The organism is Shewanella corallii, assembly GCF_023349125.1.
Lineage (GTDB): Bacteria > Pseudomonadota > Gammaproteobacteria > Enterobacterales > Shewanellaceae > Shewanella > Shewanella corallii.
In genome coordinates this window covers 1-19,341 of the sequence record NZ_JAKIKT010000014.1, presented here as the reverse complement: position 1 = coordinate 19,341, position 19,341 = coordinate 1, and the positions used below count along the sequence as shown (strand labels likewise).

Here is a 19,341-nt window from a genome sequence, read left to right as displayed (position 1 = left end):
TAAATTCGGTTGATAATTACTTGGCTTTAGCCAGTTGTGGCCTGGCTTCGGTGACTGCAGGCTCAGCTACAGGCTCCTCGGCGACATCACGGGTGCCCCAGGCACTCTGCTTGGCATCCTTGAGGAAGGACCAGATGATCATGATGTTGATAAAGAACAGTGGGCAGCCACCGGCGATAATGGCGGTCTGCAGCGGCTTGAGGCCCCCCAGTGCCAGCAGCACGATACCGATAACACCCACCAGCACAGACCAACCCACACGGATCCACACAGGTGGCTCATCGTAGGCAGACACGTTCTTACAGGTGGACATCGCCAGTGTGTAAGAGCAGGCGTTAACCAGCGTCAGGGTTGCCACGAAACACAGCACAAAGAACACAGCGATGGTGAAGCCACTGAATGGCAGGGCTGCCCAGGTTTCGATAACTGCACGAGGCGCGCCGTATTCAGCCACCAGCGCAGGCATATTGATCAGTTCCTGCTGGATCAGGTTCATGGTGTTGGAAGACAGTACAGTCCACATAAACCAGGTAGACAGAGTCAGGCCCAGTACCATACCCAGACACACTTCACGCACGGTACGACCGCGGGAAATACGCGCCAGGAACACACAGGTTTGAATGGTGTAGATAACCCACCAGGCCCAGTAGAACACGGTCCAGCCCTGTGGGAAGCCGCCCTGACCGATAGGGTCGGTGGAGAACAGCATGCGACCGAAGTTGTTAAGCAGGATGCCGACAGAATCGGTGAAGTAGTTAACGGTAAAAGTAGAGGCACCAATCAGCAGTACCCAAACCAGTACGAAGATACTCAGGTAAGAACGGATATCACTGGCAATCTTGATACCACTGGACAGACCGAAAGCAACGCAGATGGCGTTAAAAGCAATCCAGAAAGCGATAATGGCAGCATCCAGACCCAGGGTGTGTGGAATACCAAACATCCACTGCAGACACTCAGTTACCAGCGGTGTCGCCAGACCCAAACTGGTACCCATGGCCAGGATCAGCGCCACAATGTAAAGGTTATCGACGATGACGCCGAAAGCACCGTAAGCATGCTTTTTACCTACCAGCGGCTCCAGGGTGGCACTTGGACGGATAACATCCAGACGCTTCACAAACAGGAAGTAACCAAAGGCCACGGTAAAGAAGGCAAATACAGCCCATGGCAGCGGTCCCCAGTGGAACAGGGAGTAAGCCAGACCATACTCTTTCGACGCCTGCGAGAAAGGCTCCATACCGAAAGGTGGTGTTGCCACGTAGGAGTAGGCTTCAAATGAGGCCCAGAACAGCACCGCCGCCGAGGTACAGGAGGCGAACAACATAAAGATCCAGTTTGCAGTATTAAACTCAGGCTTCTCATCACCCAGTTTTTTATTGGCGTATGGGCCGAACAACATCCAACCCCAACCGATAGCCATGGCCACCATGTACCACTCGAACGCCCAACCGAAGTTATGGGTTACATAGGTAAAAAAGGCACTAATCACCCGGTTGGATGCCTCAAGATCCTGTACCGTCAGGTAACAGAGGAGGCCCACGATGATCAGCGGCGGAAAAAAGACTTTTGGCTCAATGCCAATCTTCTTTTTCTGTGTGTTTGCATCACTCATCTTTCATATTTCCTAATAATGAAGTTATCCGTTAGCACCCATCCCGGCATGTTCAGTCGCAGCTCCGGAACGGAGTGATGCAATTGGCCATGCATGCTATAGGAACAATCCCGTACTATTACCAAGTTAACTTTTGACAGTTAAATGCTTTGTGATAGGTCTGACTGTATTTATTAACTCAGTAATTAACAGCCAGATTTAAATTGCGAAATAATCTTGCCGACAGAAATAACAACATTCAGTGATTACAATCACGATTAAATACGAAAAGCGATTTTTATATTTATGAGAGTCCGGAATAGGTTTAACAACAGATATCATAGTTAGTCTGCAAAATGTGATCACACACGCATAAGACTTTGATAAACAACGGCTTGAAACCATGTTCAAAAAACACAGCAAAGCACATAAAATCAATGAGTTACATGATAAGCGAAGTTACCAGCACTCACATGAACAAGCCACTGGCGCACTTTGGAAATAAGTTGGTGATCGGTATAACATTTAATAAATCACATCGAATTTTCTATTTACCTTAAAAATTTAAATATATATCTTCGAACTCAGACAAAGCGTTACCACAATATTTATTGAACAAGTTCCGGAATAAATTTCCAGCCAATAAAAAGTGATTTATCAGCGGAAATAAATTCCAGAAACAATTAATAGATATTTGTCCGGAAATAAGTTCCAGAATTTAATTTCAAATAAATGTCCGGAACTTATTTCCACACTGTTCCCACAAAATCTGGCAGCCACAGATACAGGGAATAAAAACATCACTTACGTCGTCAGTGACAACGAACCTGGTGAACCAGAAGGAATTTGGCTCACATGCCGCCCGCGGCATGCACCGACAATCAGCCCTGCCCCGCGCAGCTGACACCTTCTTTGCCACCCGGTAACGGGTTACCGAATCATTGAAATGTAAATCGGAGAGAAGATGAACATTATCGCCTGCTACAAATTGGTTCCTGAAGATCAGGACATCACAGTCAACCCAGACGGCAGCCTGGACACCTCCAGAGCCGAATTCAAAATTAATACCTTTGACCTGAATGCCATTGAAGCGGCTGTAGACATCAAAGCCATGCAGGGTGACGCCACCATTACCGCACTGAGTGTGGGTGGCAAAGCGCTGGAAGCGGTTAAAGCGCGTAAAGACGTGCTGTCCCGTGGCCCTGACTCACTGGCTCTGGTGATTGATGAGCAATTTGAGCAGGCACTGCCTCACCACACTGCCCGTGCTATCGCGGCAGCTGCACAAAAAACCGGTTTCGACCTGATTATCTGCGGCGATGGCAGCGGTGACCTGTACGCCCAGCAGGTAGGTCTGCTGGCAGGCGAACTGCTTGAGGTGGCCACCATCAACGGCGTCAGCAAGATTGTTGCAGCCACTGAATCCAGCATCACTGTTGAGCGCGCTCTGGATGACGAAGTAGAAGTGCTGGAAATCACTCTGCCTGCGGTTATCGCTGTATCAGCCGATATCAACAACCCAAAAATCCCATCAATGAAAGCCATTCTGGGCGCGGCCAAGAAGCCGGTTAATGCCATGACTGTGGCCGATATCGAGATGACACAAGTGCCAGCACTGGCGGAAACCATCGCCGTGAATGCACCTAAGCAAAAGCAGCGTCAGCAAATCGTTATCGAAGGCGATGACGATGAACAAATTGCTGCCTTCGTCGCTCACCTGCGCAACGCCATCAACTGATTTTTGGGAGAACTAAGATGACCAAATTAACCAACGCCTGGGTATTCAGTGACAGCGAAGCCCGTCTGGCCGACATCATCGCCGGTGCCAAAGCTCTGGCTGACCAAGTAAATGTGTTTGTTATCGGTGCCGAAGACAAGATCACTAAGGCGCAAATTCTGGGTGCAGATAAGGTGCTGTATCTGGGCGACAAGGATTCAGCTCGTATCGTTGAAGACTACGCAGCCACCATGGCATCTGCCATCGAAGGCAATGGTCTGGTACTGATGGCCAACAGCCGTCGCGGTAAGGCGCTTGCCTCCCGCCTGGGTATCAAACTGAATGCTGCAGTATTCAACGACGCCAGTGAAATCAGCATTGAAGATGGTGCAGTGCGCGCCAAACACATGGTATATGGCGGTCTGGCACTGGGCGAAGAGCGCCTGCTGTCTGACATCAAAGTAGTCACCCTGACTGCCGGTGTGTTCGAGCCAGCTCAGGCCGGTGAAGCTCAGGGCGAGGCCGTGAACGTCGCTTTTGTTGAGCCAAAGGGCCAGATCAAGTGCATCGAGCGCCGCGTCAAAGAAGGTGAAAGCGTCGACTTGAGCGTAGCCAAGAAGGTTATCGGTATCGGTAACGGCATCAGCAGCCAGGAGAACCTGGGCATTGCCGGTAAGTTGGCTGAGCTGATGGGCGCCGAACTGGGTTGTACCCGTCCTATCGCTGAAACTGAAAAGTGGATGGAAAAAGAGCGTTATATCGGCGTAACCGGTGTAATGCTCAAGCCCGAAACCTACCTGGCACTGGGTGTATCCGGTCAAATCCAGCACGTAGTTGGCGTCAACACTGCCCAGACTATTCTGGCAGTGAACAAAGACAAGAACGCGCCAATCTTCCAATACGCAGACTATGGTCTGGTGGGCGATATCAACAAGGTACTGCCTGCTCTGGTGAAGGCGTTGGAAGCCTGATGCGGCAAGGGCGCCCAAGGTGCCCTACTCCCCTGAAAATAGTGAGTTGATTATGTCTGAAGAAGCTTTTGACGCGATCATCGTTGGGGCTGGTCTGGCGGGATGTACCGCCGCTCTGGTTCTGGCTCAGGCAGGTGCCGATGTACTGGTGATCGAACGCGGCAACTATGCCGGCAGCAAGAATATGACAGGCGGTCGCCTGTACGCCCACAGTCTGGAAAAGCTGATCCCCGGGTTTGCCAAAAATGCCCCCATCGAACGCCTGGTCACCAAGGAGAAGATCTCCTTTATGACAGACGATACCGGCGTGACCATGGACTACCACACAGTGCGCCCTGATGCACCGGTGAAAGAGTCTTACACTGTGCTGCGCGGTAAGTTCGATCAGTGGTTGGCAGAGCAGGCTGAAAACGCCGGGGCTCAGTTTATTACCGGTATTCGGGTCGATAACCTGCTGATGCGCGATGGCAAGGTGGTGGGCGTGGAAGCCGACGGTGATGAGCTGGAAGCCAAAGTAGTGATTCTGGCTGATGGGGTGACCTCCATCCTCGGCGAAAAGCTGGGCATGGTAAAGCCAAGAGTCTCGGCCCATGCCACCGCAGTTTGCGTTAAAGAGCTGATTGAGCTGCCAAAGGGTCAGCTGCAGGACAGATTCAATATCACAGATGAAGAGGGCGTCGCCTGGTTGTTCGCCGGTAATCCTTCCAACGGTTTGATGGGCGGCGGCTTCCTCTATACCAATGAATCCTCTATCTCTCTGGGTCTGGTTTGCGGCCTGGGTCATATCGAAGACTCAGACAAAACCGTGCCTCAGATGATGGAAGACTTTAAAAACCATCCGGTTATCAAGCCACTGATCGCAGGCGGCAAGATGACTGAATACTCAGCCCACGTAGTTCCCGAAGCCGGGATTAACATGCTGCCTGAACTGATCCGCGACGGCGTAATGCTGACCGGTGATGCCGCAGGTCTGTGTATGAATCTGGGCTTTAACGTTCGCGGTATGGACTTGGCAATTGCCGCCGGTGAAGCCGCAGCCAAAGCGGTACTCAAAGCCAAAGAGTCCAATGACTTCAGCGCTACGGGTCTAGCCAGCTACCAGACTTTGCTGGACGAGAGTTTCGTGATGCAGGACATGAAACTCTACAAAAACGCCCCGGCGTTTATGGAAAACCCAAGGATTTTCAACACTTATCCCAAAATGGTAGCCAATATTATGGCAGATATGTTCACTGTCGACGGTACCCCATCAGAGCCTCTTCGTAAGAAGATCATGAAGCGCTGTAAAGAAGTGGGCTACATGAACCTGATTAAAGACGGAATTAAAGGGGTACAGGCAATATGAGCGACGCAGTCAATGTGGATGTCAAACTTGGGGTTAACAAGTTCTATGTGGATGAAGAACAGCCCCATATCGTCATCAAAGATCACCCTGATATGCAAGAGTTCCGCAAGCTGATGATCGCCTGCCCAGCAGGCCTGTACAAGTTGCTGGACGACGGCTCCATCCGGTTCGATTACGCTGGTTGCCTGGAGTGCGGCACCTGCAAAATCCTCTGTGGCGACACCATTCTGGAGAAGTGGGAATTCCCACGCGGCACCTTCGGTATTGAATACAGATACGGCTGATAAACAGCATTAACGGGCAACCGCAGTCAGCGGTTGCCCTTTTCTGTATTTACACAATAAAAGCAATTCAATACCGCTATTTGCAGGTAAGTTATTATGGAAAAGAGCAAGAGTTTTGATGACCTGGAATTCACCCCTCTGCACCGAAAAATCATGTTGTGGGGCAGCGGCGGACCTTTCCTCGACGGCTTTGTACTGGTCATTATTGGTATCGCGCTTGAACAACTGATCCCCACACTGCAGCTGGACGCCCAAATGATAGGTTTGGTGGGCGCAGCCACTCTTGCAGGTTTGTTTATCGGTACCGCATTGTTTGGCTATGTAGCCGACCTGATTGGCCGCAAGCTGATGATTATGGTCAATGTGGTGGCCATTGCCGTACTGTCGGCCGCCACCATGTTTGTCACCTCGCCGGTTGAACTTATCGTATTGCGCTTTCTTATCGGTGTGGTGATCGGCGCCGATTATCCCATTGCCACCAGTATGGTCGCTGAATTCTCCAGCACCAAGCAGCGCGCCTTTACCATGGGCTTTATTGCCGCCATGTGGTACGTGGGTGCCACCGCCGCTAACTTTGTGGGATACATGTTCTACGATATGCAGGACGGCTGGCGCTGGATGTTCGGCAGCGCGCTTATCCCCTGTGTGATCATCTTTTTTGGTCGCTTCAGCCTGCCGGAATCTCCCCGCTGGCTGATGAAAAAGGGGCGCTATGCTGAAGCTCAGGCCATTATGACCAAGTATTTTGGCAAGGGAGTCACCCTGGAAGAGGAGGAGGCGACTCAAACTTCCTACCGCACCCTGTTTGAGCCAAGACACCTGAAGAACATCCTGTTTATCGGCACCATCTGGAGCTGCCAGGTAATCCCCATGTTCGCCATCTACACCTTTGGCCCGCAAATTATCGGCCTGTTTGGTTTGGTGGATGGTCGGGATGCAGCCCTGGGTAACATAGTTATCAGCGCCTTCTTTATGGCGGGCTGTCTACCAGCGGTATTCTGGCTCAACTCTATAGGTCGCAGGCCTTTGCTGATCGGCAGTTTCGCCATTATGACAGCGGCGCTGGCCTTGTTGGGATTGTTTGAAAATCCAAGTATCTGGGTGATTGTTGCAGCCTTCGGTCTATACGCCTTCTTCTCCGGTGGCCCGGGTATTCTGCAGTGGCTGTATCCCAATGAGCTGTTTCCAACTGAGATCAGGGCATCGGCCGTCGGCGCAGTCATGTCTGTCAGTCGCATAGGTACCATTATCTCCACCTATGCCCTGCCGATTTTTATGACCACTTACGGCATTTCTGCCACCATGATGGCTGGTGCAGCAATCTCTTTAATTGGTTTAGGTATCTCCATTGTTATGGCACCGGAGACCAAGGGGATGTCACTGGCAGAAACCAGTCAAATGGGGCTAAAACAGGCCTGATACCCGTTTGATAATCAGTTTGCACACTGCGCAAAACAACCTTAATGGTTGACCTTCTGCCGGCACAAAGCCACCCTTTTTGTGCCGGCTTTTTTGCAGCTCATCAGGCTCGCTTGAGGTTGTTAATCTCACGCTTGAGCGACTCACCATCATCGGTAGCCAACTCTTCCAATACCTGAATACGGTGTTTCAGTTCAGCAATCTCGTCACACAGTGCCGTCAATTCAGCCTCCTGCTTCTTGCTCATACGGCCCTGCTGCTTTTGAATCTTCATCGCTGAGATAATAAAGCTGCCAACGATAGCCACGATTGGGATAAGTAACGCCAGTGTTCCTGCATTCATAATTAAGCTCCTTTTGAAGTAATATGGTTCCAGTATGCGCAATCGTTCAAAGTACCACCAGTGACAAACGTCATCTTCTGCCACCTGAATTTGTCACCATAGTGCAAGCCAATGAAATTGGAACTAATCTGATATTGAGTCAGTGTCCAAGGAGACAGCAATGCCAAAAGTGACCATAGTCGGGATTAGCAAGCCACTGGAAATTCCGTCGGGAACATCATTACAGGAACTCCAATTCGAGCAGGATGTCCTGCCATTTGGTTGTTGCTCTGCCGCCTGTGGCACCTGCGCCATGGAAGTATTGAGTGGGATGGAAAACCTCAATCCCAAAAGCGAAGAAGAAAATGATGTGCTGGATAATATTGACGAGAACGGACACAAACGTCGACTCGCCTGTCAGTGCATCCTGACCGGAGATATCACCATTCAGCCCCTCTGAGTTATCCTGGTTGGCACCCAGGTGCCAACAAATCCTCTTGACCTCGCAAACATCTGCCAATAGCTTGTTATTTAAAAGATATTTAAAAACACTGATATAGCTTTGATAACAAACCTGGTTTGAGCAAAGCGAGATAGCGCTTTGCCTTCGGAAGTCCAAAGGCACCCTCTCAGACTGACCATATCACTGCTATCTATGCCTCGGTGGCAGAGTTATCCCACTTGATAAAACAGCTCAAATTTTGATGACCGACTCTTTTGAGGTATGCTGGATGTGATTCCGCCAGAAGTGAACAGACGGGAGAATGCCTATGAACACAGAAAGACGACACATGGTAGCCGATCCGCTGAGCAGCCTGATCCGCATCGTGAATCTGTTGTGCTGGGCGCTATTCTTTACCGCGTTGCTATTGTTCCACTATGCCCGTCCCGAGATAGATTACGGCCTGCTGCGCTATATGCAGGTAGATGTCCGGGAAGACTGGCTCACAGGAACCAAGCCACTTCTGTATATCATACTCATGGTTTGCTCCATGATGAGTCTGGCGGCATTTTCCCTGCTCAGACAGCGCAGCCGTCGTTCAGAAGACAGCCGAGGTTATAACCTTTTAGGTATTACCCTGTTCAGTATCGCGCTACTACTTATTATCAGCCTCTAAGACTGAGACTGACACTCCCCTAAGCCCTCGCCCGAGGGCTTTTTTGATCCCGCTGAATTTGCCTTTATTAGCGATAACTGAATAATGAAGTGTGGCTAATTTTTGTTCCCTGCTTGCAAAATCAGGGACAGCTCCCGCAAAGAGGAGAGGAATACAATGAAAACCCCAAGACTCGCCCCATCCCTGCTGTTGTCAGCAGCCTTTGCTACGCCGACGGTGGCAGATCCAGTTTATCGATTGGAATTTAACGATAAGACCCGTTATCAACAGGCAGGCATCAGCCTGCACAGCCAACTGCTGAAAAGTGACAGCCAGGCGCTTGTCCACTGGGCAGAGCTGGATGCTGAAACCCTGGAAAAATTGCAGACGCTGGGAATAAAGATGGCCCAGGACAAGAGGGTAACAGCGCCGACAGGCCTTTCCCCTGAGGCAGTCACTTCCCTTAATGCTACCCAGAGCAGCGGCATTCCCGGCTATGCCTGTTACCCCACAGTGGAAGAAACCTTTGATGCCATGGATTCACTGGTCAGTCAGTACCCCAAGCTGGCCAGCCTGACTGATATCGGCGATTCCTGGCTGAAACAAAATGGTATCGGTGGCTTCGATCTCAAAGTGCTTAAACTCACCAATGAAGGAACCTCAGGCGACAAACCCAAGCTGTTTATTCACGCCGCCATGCATGCCAGAGAGTACGCCACTTCGCCGCTGGCACTGGATTTTGCCACCCACCTGCTGCAAACCTATGAAACCGATGCCGACAGTCAGTGGATACTCGACCGTCATGAGATCCATCTGCTGTTGCATATGAACCCTGATGGTAGAAAAGAGGCTGAAAAGCAGGTCTACTGGCGCAAGAATATGAACCAGAGTGTCTGTTCAAACCCAGACGCCAAAGGGGTGGATCTTAACCGCAATTTCAGCTGGGGTTGGAACACTACCGGAGGTGTGGGCTCCAGTGGTAATCAGTGTGCCGAAACCTATCGAGGTCAGTCCGCAGCCTCTGAGCCTGAAACCCAGGCGGTTGAAGCATATCTCAGAAATCTGTTTGGCGATCATCGCGGACCAAACCGCGCCGATGCCGCCCCGGCAGATACTCCCGGCATGCATATCGACATCCACTCTTACAGCGAATTGGTTCTCTGGCCCTGGGGAGATGTCGACACCCCGGCTCCCAATGGCACTGCCCTGCAAACACTGGGGCGTAAACTGGCACGCTTTAACGGCTATACCCCGATTCAGAGTGTTGGCCTGTACCCTACTGATGGCACCAGCGATGACATCAGTTATGGCGAATTGGGGATTGCTCACTTTACCTTTGAGCTGGGCACGGCCTTCTTTCAGGCCTGTGATACATACAACAGCAAAGTCAAACCGGACAACCTGAAAGCGCTCAAATACGCCGCCAAAGTGGTTAAAGCGCCTTATCTGATCCCGGCGGGCCCGGACATTACCGCCATCAAGCTCAATGACGGAGATGACTTCAGTATTCCTGTCAATTATGACGCCAAGCTTCAGGTCACCTCATCAGATGCCGGATTTAACAATAGCCGGGGTACAGAGCCTACCCAGGCGATCAGCCAAATCCAGCTGTTTATCAACAACTACCCCGAAGAGATCAATGCCCAACCCATCACGCTGTCGCCAACGGATGGCAGCTATGATGAAGTGACCGAATCAGCGGGCTACAGCCTTGACCTGACTGAGCTGGGCGAAGGTAAACACAGGCTTTACCTGCGCAGCAGCGATACTTCAGGTCAGTTCGGCAGCGTGTCCGCTATGTTCCTCAATGTCACGGCAGCCGCAAACCGCTTGCCGATAGCGGATTTCAGTGTCAGCTGTGACAAACTCAAGTGCGACTTTGATGCGTCGAACAGCAGCGATCCGGACGGCAGCATCAGCAGCTATCAATGGCAATTCGGCGATGGTGAAACCGGTTCGGGTCAAAGCCTGAGCCATGATTACGCAGAGGGTGGGGACTTCACTGTCACCCTGACTGTCACCGACGATGCCGGTGCTCAACAAAACACTCAAAAAACGGCGACGCCAGTGGGTAATCAAAAACCTGTGGCCAGCTTCAGTATCAGTTGTACCGAACTGAGTTGTAGTGCAGATGCAACCGGCAGCAGCGACCCCGATGGCTCCATTGCCAGTTACAGCTGGAACTGGGGAGATGGCAGCAGCAGTACCGGGGACAAAGCCAGCCACAGCTACAGCAGCAGCGGCAGTTATCAGGTACAACTGACAGTGACAGATAATGAGGGGGCAACCCAAACCAACAGTCGCAATGTATCGGTATCACAACCCTCATCCGGTGGGTCCGGCGGCGGTTCATTAAGCCTGTGGTTGCTGGCTTTGTTGCTGTTAATCCCGACACGCACAGCTTTCACAAGTCGAGAGTAACAGCGACGAGCCTCCAGGGCGGATAAACTTTAACCCGCCCTGAGACTCAAGTATGCTGAGCAAAAAATAGATACCAACTCCAAGCAACTGATGAATATAAAGAAGCTGACCCTCGCCGTCCTGACAGCCTCCCTGCCATTGTCTGTAGCAATAGCCGAAAGCACCGAAGAGTTGGGAAACAAGCCACTGATTGGCACCGTCTATAACAGCAGCAAGATACTCTATTCAGGCATATTCAACTCTATGGAGTTCGGTCTCGACGCCTCAAGAGACCTGTCGCTGTTTACTGCAGGCAGCGTGACACTCGATACCCTTATTCTGACTCTGCCCCTGGAGGCAAAGGTCAAAACCCGGGTCATGGGCCAACTCACCAACCCCAGATACTCCATCCAGCTGGGGCATCTGCTCTACAGCTTCTACGACAAGTACACAGGGGAAGTGGTTAATCAGGACATCTTCCGACAGCACCTGCTGACCATCTACAGCGAAGAGGAGCTTAAGCCCTGGCAACATACACTGTTCACCCTTGAAGAGGCGCCTGAGAGTAGCGAGTCTGCGCAAGAGTCAGCGGTCACCATGAACCGCACTTTTATTGCCGCTCTGGTGACCCTGTACGATGCCCTGTTTGGTAAAGATAAGCTGCTGTATGGCGATGAGATCCCGGATCAATATCAGTATCTGACCGACAGCGAGCAAGACTGGCAGACCGTTGCCCGGGTGCAAAATATTCTGATAGCCACTCTGAGCAACTACAGCGACAGTCTGCCTGAAGGTGATATCAAAGCAGCGGTCCAGGCCATCATCGAAGATGGAAAACCTGAGAATCAGAACAAGCCCAACAACAAGGCTCAGGCAATTACCATCAGTCTGGTGGATTTTGTACGCCTGACCGTTATCAAGGGCTACCGTCAATTCTTGCTGGAGCAAGCCAAGGCCAACAGTCTTAACGACTGGATGCAGGAGCTGTTCGATGAAGATCCCAACAAGCTTATCAGCTACCTGCTGCACCAGAACCACAGACCTTTGGCAGTGCAGATCACTGTCGATGGTCTGCAGCAGGGGTTAATGCAGGCATTGGTCAGCCCAGAGCCATCCCGGTTTTTGCAGCAAGTAATGGCAGACGAAGACAATGCCCAGTCCATGGCCCCCAGGGGAATGGACGTCACTGCGCCTGAGCACATACCGGATAACAGCTTTGCTGCACAACTGGCACGAAAACCCATGACAGATCCCAGATACCTGCCCTACTTCAAGAGCATCTACCGGAATTACAGGGCGGGCATTGTCGAGTTTGGCGTTTCCACCACACCCACCATCAGCGTGCGGAACCTGCCCATTATCAAAACCGGTGCTGACGTCGCAGGCCCAGGCGGCACGGGTATTCCCAACTTCCACTTTGTCGACCGGCATCAGGACAGGGCCTACTACTTCTTTGGCAATGATGCCCTGCAGCTGGACAGAATCTTCGCCGACAATGGCGCCAGGACGCAATTCGAGCGACTGGTCCCCATGGTCACCCTGAACTGTAATGCCCAGTATGACTGGTACGCAGAATCCAGCTTTGAACCCCTGATTAACCTGGGGGTAGGTGAAGCCATCCGTGACTTTGGCGAGCAAAGGTGCCTGAAAGAACTGGAGCGTCGGGGCGAGCAGGAAGTTAACCTGCAACAGGCCAGATTGGATCTGATCGACATGATAGCCGACCACAGCGAGATATCCTGGTGGACACCGGCAACTCGGGTCTCCAAGAGCCTTCGCATAGAGCAGTTGATCCGGGAATATGCAGATAAATCTCAACAGGGGCTGCCGGACTTTGTGCTGGCCTATAATCCCTGGCCCGATCATTTCGCCCACTTCACCGGCCCTTTCGCCAATGAGATTCTCGCCCCCACCGGCGAGCTTAACCGGCTGGATTACTGGCTTGGACAAATGGACAAGGTATATCGAGATGCCGGGGTATACGACAGAGTGCTGTGGGGTATGGCTGGCGACCATGGTCTGACCCCCATCCACCACATAGTGAACCCGGAACAGCAGGTATTCGACGGTATCAGCAGTGACCATGATGTGTCGCTCAAGATCCGCAAGATCTCGTCCGACGAGGGGGAAGGCCCCAAGATCACCCACACCTTCAACTATCCCAGTAACCGGGGAATCGATCTGATTGTCGCCTCCACCGCAGGTGGCAACTATATGATTGACCTGTTCAACTCTGCACAGGGCTGGCAAACCCAACCAGTACTGACGGAGATAAATCAGTGGCGACCTTTGAATGGTGCTGAAGATGCAGCGCCAATCGAGCTGCTGAGTGAAATCACCGACAGGCTGGGTGACAGCCTCGACTATCTGGCGGTAAGGGAGTCAGCCTGCAATCTGCAAACCTGCACCCTGAGGCTGCAAGCCCTGCACAACGGCAAACTGCTGGACGAGCGCATCACACGTATCGGCAACAAAAGTCTGTATCAAAGCCTGAACGGTAACCCACCCGAATTGCTGCAGCTGTATGAGCTGAACCCTTATGCCGATGAATTGAGCGAACCCGAACAGGCGCAAAGACAAAAACTGCTGGACGCCTGTATGACCAAAGCTGTCACCAACAAACCTGAGACCTGGTGCGACGCCACCCAATGGCGGCAGCTGACCCGCTTCTCCCCCAGACCGGACAGCGTGAATCAGCTGGCTCATCTGTACGACGAAGACAGAGCGGGCACCATCAACCTGTTCCCTGCTCAGGGTATCGGCTTCAACACCAAGGTTCCCGGTCGCCATGCCGGTGAGCACTTCCACGAAAAAGATGCCTTTATTGGTTTCTGGGGCACACCGGTGACTACCAGGCAGCCTATAGCAACTGCGGTAAATGGGTCATTGGCCCCCACTATTTATCAATACCTGACAAATTATCCCGTAGTGGCAGGTGAAGATGGTTGGGGATTCCCTTCTCTGTGGCCGCAGCTGCAAAGCGATAACAGTAAATGATACCAATCCGCATAGGAGTTTAGTCACTCAGCGAGAATTTAAAGGTGTGAAGACAATCAGAGCGAACGAAGGTCTATCGGGATAAATCAAGAGAGCTCTGGGCAGTATCCGCGCCTTTAAAACTCGCCCTTCGGGAGCCTGTCAGCCACACGATTACTGCACAAAATTGTCTAGTCAGAGAACCACTATGCCGTCACCAATTTCACTTGTACTCGAATGGCTGACACGGCTCTGATGAGATCAATCTTCTATGCGGATTGGTATTACACCGGAGTCGAAATGGAATGGGTCCTGAGTTAGGATCCATTCCACTGTATTTATCACTGGAGCTGCCATGTCAGCCAAACGCAAACTGGCCCATCTACTGCTGATCCTTATCGCCCTCGCCCTGCTTATTCCCGGGGTCACTCAACCCATGTTGAGCCTGACTGCCGACGCAGATAAGGCGCAATTCGCCAAAACCACAATCGATATGGTGACTCAGGATAATGATGTTCGCGGCCTGCTGGCTTCTGTTTCAGCGTTTATGGGATTCAATGATCTGCAGGGACATGTAGAAATTTTCCATAAAACCCGCAGCATTATGGGCACAGTGGAAGACCTGATGCGCGGTGGCAACCTGTTGGTCGGTCTGTTAATTGCGACTTTCTCTGTGATTATCCCAACCCTGAAGCTGTTGTCTCAGGCAGCGCTGCTGTATATAAAGCCAGGCGAGATCTCTGCCGCGCTTTATGGTTTCATCCGCGCGGTCAGCAAGTGGAGCATGGTGGATGTATTTGTTGTCGCCATTATTGTCAGCTATATGGCGGGCAGTGCCTCAGGTCAGATGGGCGATCTCATCATCATGAATGCCCAGCTGGAAATGGGTTTCTGGTTGTTCACCGGCTACTGCCTGTTTGCCATCGCCTCCAATCAGTTGATGCCAAAGAGCCAATAGCGAACTGGCTCTGACACTCACCTTTTACTATGCGGGCTAATAACAGCCCGCATCAATAATCCACTTCCCTTTCCCGCAATTATTACCAAACAGCAAAGATTAATTGCATAAAAAGCGGATTATCACCTCTCAAGAAATAAATATACTGTGCCCCATCGAAACACAGTGCCTGCCTGATGCATGCACCCGGTCAATTTTTTTGGAGCACAAATGACTGCACAAGTTATCAAATCAAAAGCGGCTGTTGCCTGGGGCCCAGGTCAGCCACTGTCTATGGAAACCGTTGATGTAATGCCACCACAGGCTGGCGAAGTACGTATTCGCATGGTTGCTACCGGCGTCTGTCATACCGATGCCTTCACCCTTTCAGGTGACGACCCTGAAGGTATCTTCCCTTGTATTCTCGGCCATGAAGGCGGCGGTATTGTTGAATCTATCGGCGAAGGCGTAACCAGTGTTGCCGTGGGCGACCATGTTATTCCTCTGTACACCCCTGAATGTGGTGAGTGTAAATACTGCCGCTCAGGTAAAACCAACCTGTGCCAAAAGATCCGTGAGACCCAGGGTAAAGGCTTGATGCCAGATGGTACGACCCGCTTCTCCAAAGACGGTCAGCCTATCTATCACTACATGGGCACCTCTACCTTCTCTGAGTACACAGTACTGCCAGAAATCTCGCTGGCAAAAGTAAACCCTCAGGCACCACTGGAAGAAGTGTGTTTGCTGGGCTGTGGTGTCACCACAGGTATGGGCGCTGTAATCAACACAGCGAAAGTACAGCCTGGTGACACAGTAGCAGTGTTTGGTTTGGGTGGTATTGGTCTGTCTGCCATTATCGGTGCAACCATGGCAAAAGCCGGACGCATCATTGCTATTGATATCAATGAAAGCAAGTTCGAACTGGCCCGTAAGCTGGGTGCCACCGACTGTGTTAACCCAATGAATTTCGACAAGCCTATTCAGGACGTAATTGTTGAAATGACTGATGGCGGCGTGGACTACTCATTCGAGTGTATCGGTAACGTCAACGTGATGCGCAGTGCGCTGGAATGCTGTCACAAAGGCTGGGGTGAATCCGTCGTTATCGGTGTTGCCGGTGCCGGCCAGGAGATCTCAACCCGTCCATTCCAACTGGTAACCGGTCGTGTATGGCGTGGCAGCGCATTCGGTGGCGTAAGAGGCCGCAGCGAACTGCCTGAATATGTAGAACGCTACATGAAAGGTGAGTTCAAACTGGACGACTTTATTACCCACACCATGAAGCTTGAAGATGTGAACCACGCCTTCGACCTGATGCACGAAGGCAAGAGCATCAGAACCGTGATTCATTTCGACTAACGCACTCGAGATGCCAACTGTCAGGCTGGCATTTAATTAAACATTGACTCCAAAGCAGTAAGAACACAGTTCTTACTGCTTCTCTTTTCATCCTCTTTTTAGGTCAGGTAAATAAAATGAGCTGGCTTTTTCTGATTTTAGGCGTTGTTGCCGAAGCCCTTTCACACCTTGCCCTGAAAGCGACTGATGGCTTCAACAAACCTTTGCCACTGGCTATGGTGGCGCTTGGCCATCTGTTTGCATTTATCTTCCTCGGCCTGGCGATGAAAGGGATCCCCGTCGGAATTGCCCATGCCGTCTGGGCGGGTCTGGCCATTATGACAGTTACCCTGCTGTCGACCTTTATCTATCAACAACACCTGGACACTTCTGTCTGGGTGGGGATGGCATTTGTTGCTGTGGGATTGGGCCTGATCGCCCTCAGCCAGGGTCACAGTCACTGACTGTAAAAGCGTTAATCCTGTGGTAAATTGTCTTACTCTGGCAATACCAATAAAAACAGGATGTTGAATATGAAATTCAAGTTTGGAAAGGCCGCCCTGGTGGCTCTGAGTACAGGCTCTGTGCTCCTGTCATCCAATCTCATGGCAATGGACGCCGAACAATTGGAAGGCAGCTGGGAGCTGGTATCGGGCCGTTATCTGGACGGCAATGGCAAATGGGTGGAATACAAAACACTGGGGCTGGAGGCAATCAAGGTGGTTGCTGACGGTCATTTCAGTTTCACCACAGTCGCCCCGGACAAGAAGAATAAAGGCAAAACCAAAGCCCTTTGGGCCGCAGGCAGTGGCCACTTCATCCTGGATGGCAATCAATATACCGAATACCCCACCCTCAACTCATTCAAAGTGCCTGAAGGTCAGGGATTCAGCTTTCAGTTTAAGCTGGTCGGCGACCAATGGCATACCCAACGTATCGAAGATGGTGTGTTGAAAGAAGAGGAGGTCTGGCGCAGATTACCGAATAATACTGCCTCCTCTGCCAAAGTTACTGTTACTGAAGTTACTGAGCCTGCAACACAGGATAAGTGAAGCAGGCCAGATGGATAAAATTGAACAGGAAGTGGGTCAGCACTGCGGCCCACAACCTGCCGGTTAAGGTAAACACAGCACCATAGCCCAGACCCGCCAGAGTCGCGAATACCACGAGCAACACACCGCCCCCCACATGCGCCACACCAAACAGCACACTGGCCAACACTAATCCCGAGATTAATCCAAAACGCTTTGCCAAAGTCTGCTGTATCACTCCCCGAAACAAGGTCTCCTCTGCCACACAAGTAAACAGCAAGTTGTTCAATGCAAACAGCCACCACCATGCTGGCAAGCCGATTTCAGGCCGTAATGCACCTAAACCTGCACAGGGCAAAAAGCGGAAGCAGGATCAGTAACAGCTTGCGATAGTCAAACGCTCTGGGCTGCCCCAGAATACCCGGCAGCGCCAGCAACCAGGCAAAGAACACCAGGGGCTTATCAAGGTTCAGATACAGGCTGAAAGGCACACTGCCTGGTTTAGCGATAACGCCATCCAGCACCTGCTGATTAAACACACCCGGCAGCCAATGCAGGAACATGGCTATCGACCAGATCAGCAGCAGTGCATAACCGGCAGCAGTGGCAAAAGAGCGCCACCTCAAGTGACTCTCTGAGTCATTGGCAGGCATATCTGTATTATTGCCCTGACGTCCAAGCAGCCATCCAAGAGCGAGACCCAACCCCGCACCGGCAAGCCCCATCAGCGTCAGGTAATCCATGGCCCAAGCCATCCCCAATGCCATCAGCACCAGAGCCGGCGCTACCATCCCCAACACAGGCAGCCGCTGCCGACCAAACCCAAGCACAACAGCCAGGCCCAAAGCCCCCCAGATCACCCCATTGATCATCACTATCCTAATACCAATCCGCATAGGAGTTTAGTCACTCAGCGAGAATTTAAAGGCGTGGAGACAATCGGAGCGAGCGAAGATCTATCGGGATAAATCAAGAGAGCTCTGGGCAGTATGCGCGTCTTTAAAACTCGCCCTTCGGGAGCCTGTCAGCCACACGATTACTGCCCCAAATTGTCTAGTCATAGAACCACTATGTCGTCACCAATTTGGATTGTACTCGAATGGCTGACATGGCTCTGATGAGATCAATCTTCTATGCGGATTGGTATTCGATCCATCTCCCCAAGCCGAAGACAAGATACTACGGAATAAAAAGAGAAGTAGTTAATAAGGCAATTGGATCATTTAATAAGTTACGAAGTATCGGCGCTAACTGAGTGCTAAATCTGCGGGTCATTGTTTATTAGACGCTTGGCAATGAGCAGCTGTCAGTGATGGATTTACGCGGAGCGGAGTATGAGCGTAGCCGGGAGGCAAACTACAAGGACGTAGTGAATACCGGAAATGCAGGGAGCAATTTCCGGTTAAGGCATATGGATGGTGAGAATGGCGGAAGCCATATGCTCTCGAACGAGAGACAGGGATATCGAACTGGCTTTTGTACAGGGAAGTATCAAAGTGCGAATGTCGGTAACGCAGGAGCAGGTACCGACCGTTTGGAAGGGCTGACATCGAGGGTAGGCGCTTGGCAATGGCCAGCTATCTATGCCTTTCTCTCACATGGGGGTTAAGCAAGTCCGCTTTGGAAGCGAAGCTTTCAGGACTTGATTAACGCGGAGCGAAGTATGAGCGTAGCCGGGAGTCCGCTCAGCGCGGGCTGACGTCGGGAGTCGGTCTTTTCAGCTTTCTTATAAGTGGATAAGTCACCTGACAATGACGTGCACCCAACTTGCAGATACCCTTAAAAATTTTTAAAACCCTAAACGCAAAAAAGCCACCTTATTCAGGTGGCTTCTTCACTTATTGGGCGCTTGGCAATGACCTACTCTCACATGGGGAAGCCCCACACTACCATCGGCGCAGCTGCGTTTC

At 51.4% G+C, this 19,341-nt stretch carries 17 protein-coding genes; 13 read left to right on the top strand and 4 right to left on the bottom strand.

The genetic code is table 11. The features are described from left to right. Nucleotides 1–16 precede the first annotated feature (16 nt). Nucleotides 17–1,615, bottom strand: coding sequence for an L-carnitine/gamma-butyrobetaine antiporter (gene caiT, locus L2725_RS21700; protein ID WP_249250900.1), 1,599 nt, complete (start codon nt 1,613–1,615; stop codon nt 17–19). A 943-nt stretch (nt 1,616–2,558) separates the two neighbouring features. On the opposite strand from caiT, the gene L2725_RS21695 reads away from it, so the two are divergent. From L2725_RS21695 to L2725_RS21675, 5 genes are all read left to right on the top strand, one after another. Next, entirely contained in the window at nt 2,559–3,332 is a 774-nt protein-coding gene (locus L2725_RS21695) for an electron transfer flavoprotein (RefSeq protein WP_249250899.1), read from the top strand. 17 nt (nt 3,333–3,349) lie between these two features. Further along, nucleotides 3,350–4,282, top strand: coding sequence for an FAD-binding protein (locus L2725_RS21690; protein ID WP_249250898.1), 933 nt, complete (start codon nt 3,350–3,352; stop codon nt 4,280–4,282). 52 nt (nt 4,283–4,334) lie between these two features. Further along, the gene (gene fixC, locus L2725_RS21685) at nt 4,335–5,627 is read left to right on the top strand and encodes an FAD-dependent oxidoreductase FixC (RefSeq protein ID WP_249250896.1); all 1,293 of its coding nucleotides are present in this window, start codon (nt 4,335–4,337) and stop codon (nt 5,625–5,627) included. Further along, the gene (locus L2725_RS21680; protein WP_115138699.1) at nt 5,624–5,911 is read left to right on the top strand and encodes a ferredoxin family protein; all 288 of its coding nucleotides are present in this window, start codon (nt 5,624–5,626) and stop codon (nt 5,909–5,911) included. The genes fixC and L2725_RS21680 overlap by 4 nt, the downstream gene beginning before the upstream one ends. Nucleotides 5,912–6,007: 96 nt before the next feature. After that, nucleotides 6,008–7,330 carry an MFS transporter gene (locus L2725_RS21675; RefSeq protein WP_249250893.1) on the top strand — a complete coding sequence of 441 codons (1,323 nt, stop codon included), beginning with the start codon at nt 6,008–6,010 and terminating at the stop codon, nt 7,328–7,330. Nucleotides 7,331–7,433: 103 nt separating this feature from the next. Here the strand turns inward: L2725_RS21675 and L2725_RS21670 are convergent, their stop codons facing one another. Continuing rightward, nucleotides 7,434–7,673 (bottom strand): hypothetical protein, encoded by a 240-nt coding sequence (locus L2725_RS21670; RefSeq protein WP_249250891.1) that lies wholly within the window; start codon nt 7,671–7,673, stop codon nt 7,434–7,436. Between the two features lie 160 nt (nt 7,674–7,833). On the opposite strand from L2725_RS21670, the gene L2725_RS21665 reads away from it, so the two are divergent. The 8 genes from L2725_RS21665 (at nt 7,834) to L2725_RS21630 (ending at nt 17,452) form a co-directional block, all read left to right on the top strand. After that, on the top strand, nt 7,834–8,112 hold the full coding sequence (locus tag L2725_RS21665; protein ID WP_249250888.1) for a 2Fe-2S iron-sulfur cluster-binding protein: 279 nt from the start codon (nt 7,834–7,836) through the stop codon (nt 8,110–8,112). Nucleotides 8,113–8,422: 310 nt separating this feature from the next. Next, nucleotides 8,423–8,770: a hypothetical protein gene (locus L2725_RS21660; protein WP_249250887.1), complete on the top strand. Its 348-nt coding sequence runs from the start codon at nt 8,423–8,425 to the stop codon at nt 8,768–8,770. A gap of 156 nt (nt 8,771–8,926) precedes the next feature. Then, entirely contained in the window at nt 8,927–11,170 is a 2,244-nt protein-coding gene (locus tag L2725_RS21655; protein WP_249250886.1) for a M14 family zinc carboxypeptidase, read from the top strand. Nucleotides 11,171–11,260: 90 nt separating this feature from the next. Further along, nucleotides 11,261–14,146, top strand: coding sequence for an alkaline phosphatase family protein (locus tag L2725_RS21650; protein WP_249250885.1), 2,886 nt, complete (start codon nt 11,261–11,263; stop codon nt 14,144–14,146). 334 nt (nt 14,147–14,480) lie between these two features. After that, nucleotides 14,481–15,083: a paraquat-inducible protein A gene (locus L2725_RS21645; RefSeq protein ID WP_248937573.1), complete on the top strand. Its 603-nt coding sequence runs from the start codon at nt 14,481–14,483 to the stop codon at nt 15,081–15,083. A gap of 210 nt (nt 15,084–15,293) precedes the next feature. Further along, nucleotides 15,294–16,421 carry an S-(hydroxymethyl)glutathione dehydrogenase/class III alcohol dehydrogenase gene (locus tag L2725_RS21640; RefSeq protein WP_249250884.1) on the top strand — a complete coding sequence of 376 codons (1,128 nt, stop codon included), beginning with the start codon at nt 15,294–15,296 and terminating at the stop codon, nt 16,419–16,421. A 116-nt stretch (nt 16,422–16,537) separates the two neighbouring features. Continuing rightward, nucleotides 16,538–16,864, top strand: coding sequence for a DMT family transporter (locus L2725_RS21635; RefSeq protein ID WP_249250883.1), 327 nt, complete (start codon nt 16,538–16,540; stop codon nt 16,862–16,864). 69 nt (nt 16,865–16,933) lie between these two features. After that, on the top strand, nt 16,934–17,452 hold the full coding sequence (locus L2725_RS21630; protein WP_249250882.1) for a hypothetical protein: 519 nt from the start codon (nt 16,934–16,936) through the stop codon (nt 17,450–17,452). Here the strand turns inward: L2725_RS21630 and L2725_RS21625 are convergent. Next, nucleotides 17,424–17,747, bottom strand: coding sequence for a CPBP family intramembrane glutamic endopeptidase (locus L2725_RS21625; protein ID WP_283164408.1), 324 nt, complete (start codon nt 17,745–17,747; stop codon nt 17,424–17,426). The genes L2725_RS21630 and L2725_RS21625 overlap by 29 nt on opposite strands. A gap of 7 nt (nt 17,748–17,754) precedes the next feature. Next, the gene (locus tag L2725_RS21620) at nt 17,755–18,327 is read right to left on the bottom strand and encodes a hypothetical protein (RefSeq protein WP_249250881.1); all 573 of its coding nucleotides are present in this window, start codon (nt 18,325–18,327) and stop codon (nt 17,755–17,757) included. Between the last annotated feature and the right edge of the window lie 1,014 nt (nt 18,328–19,341).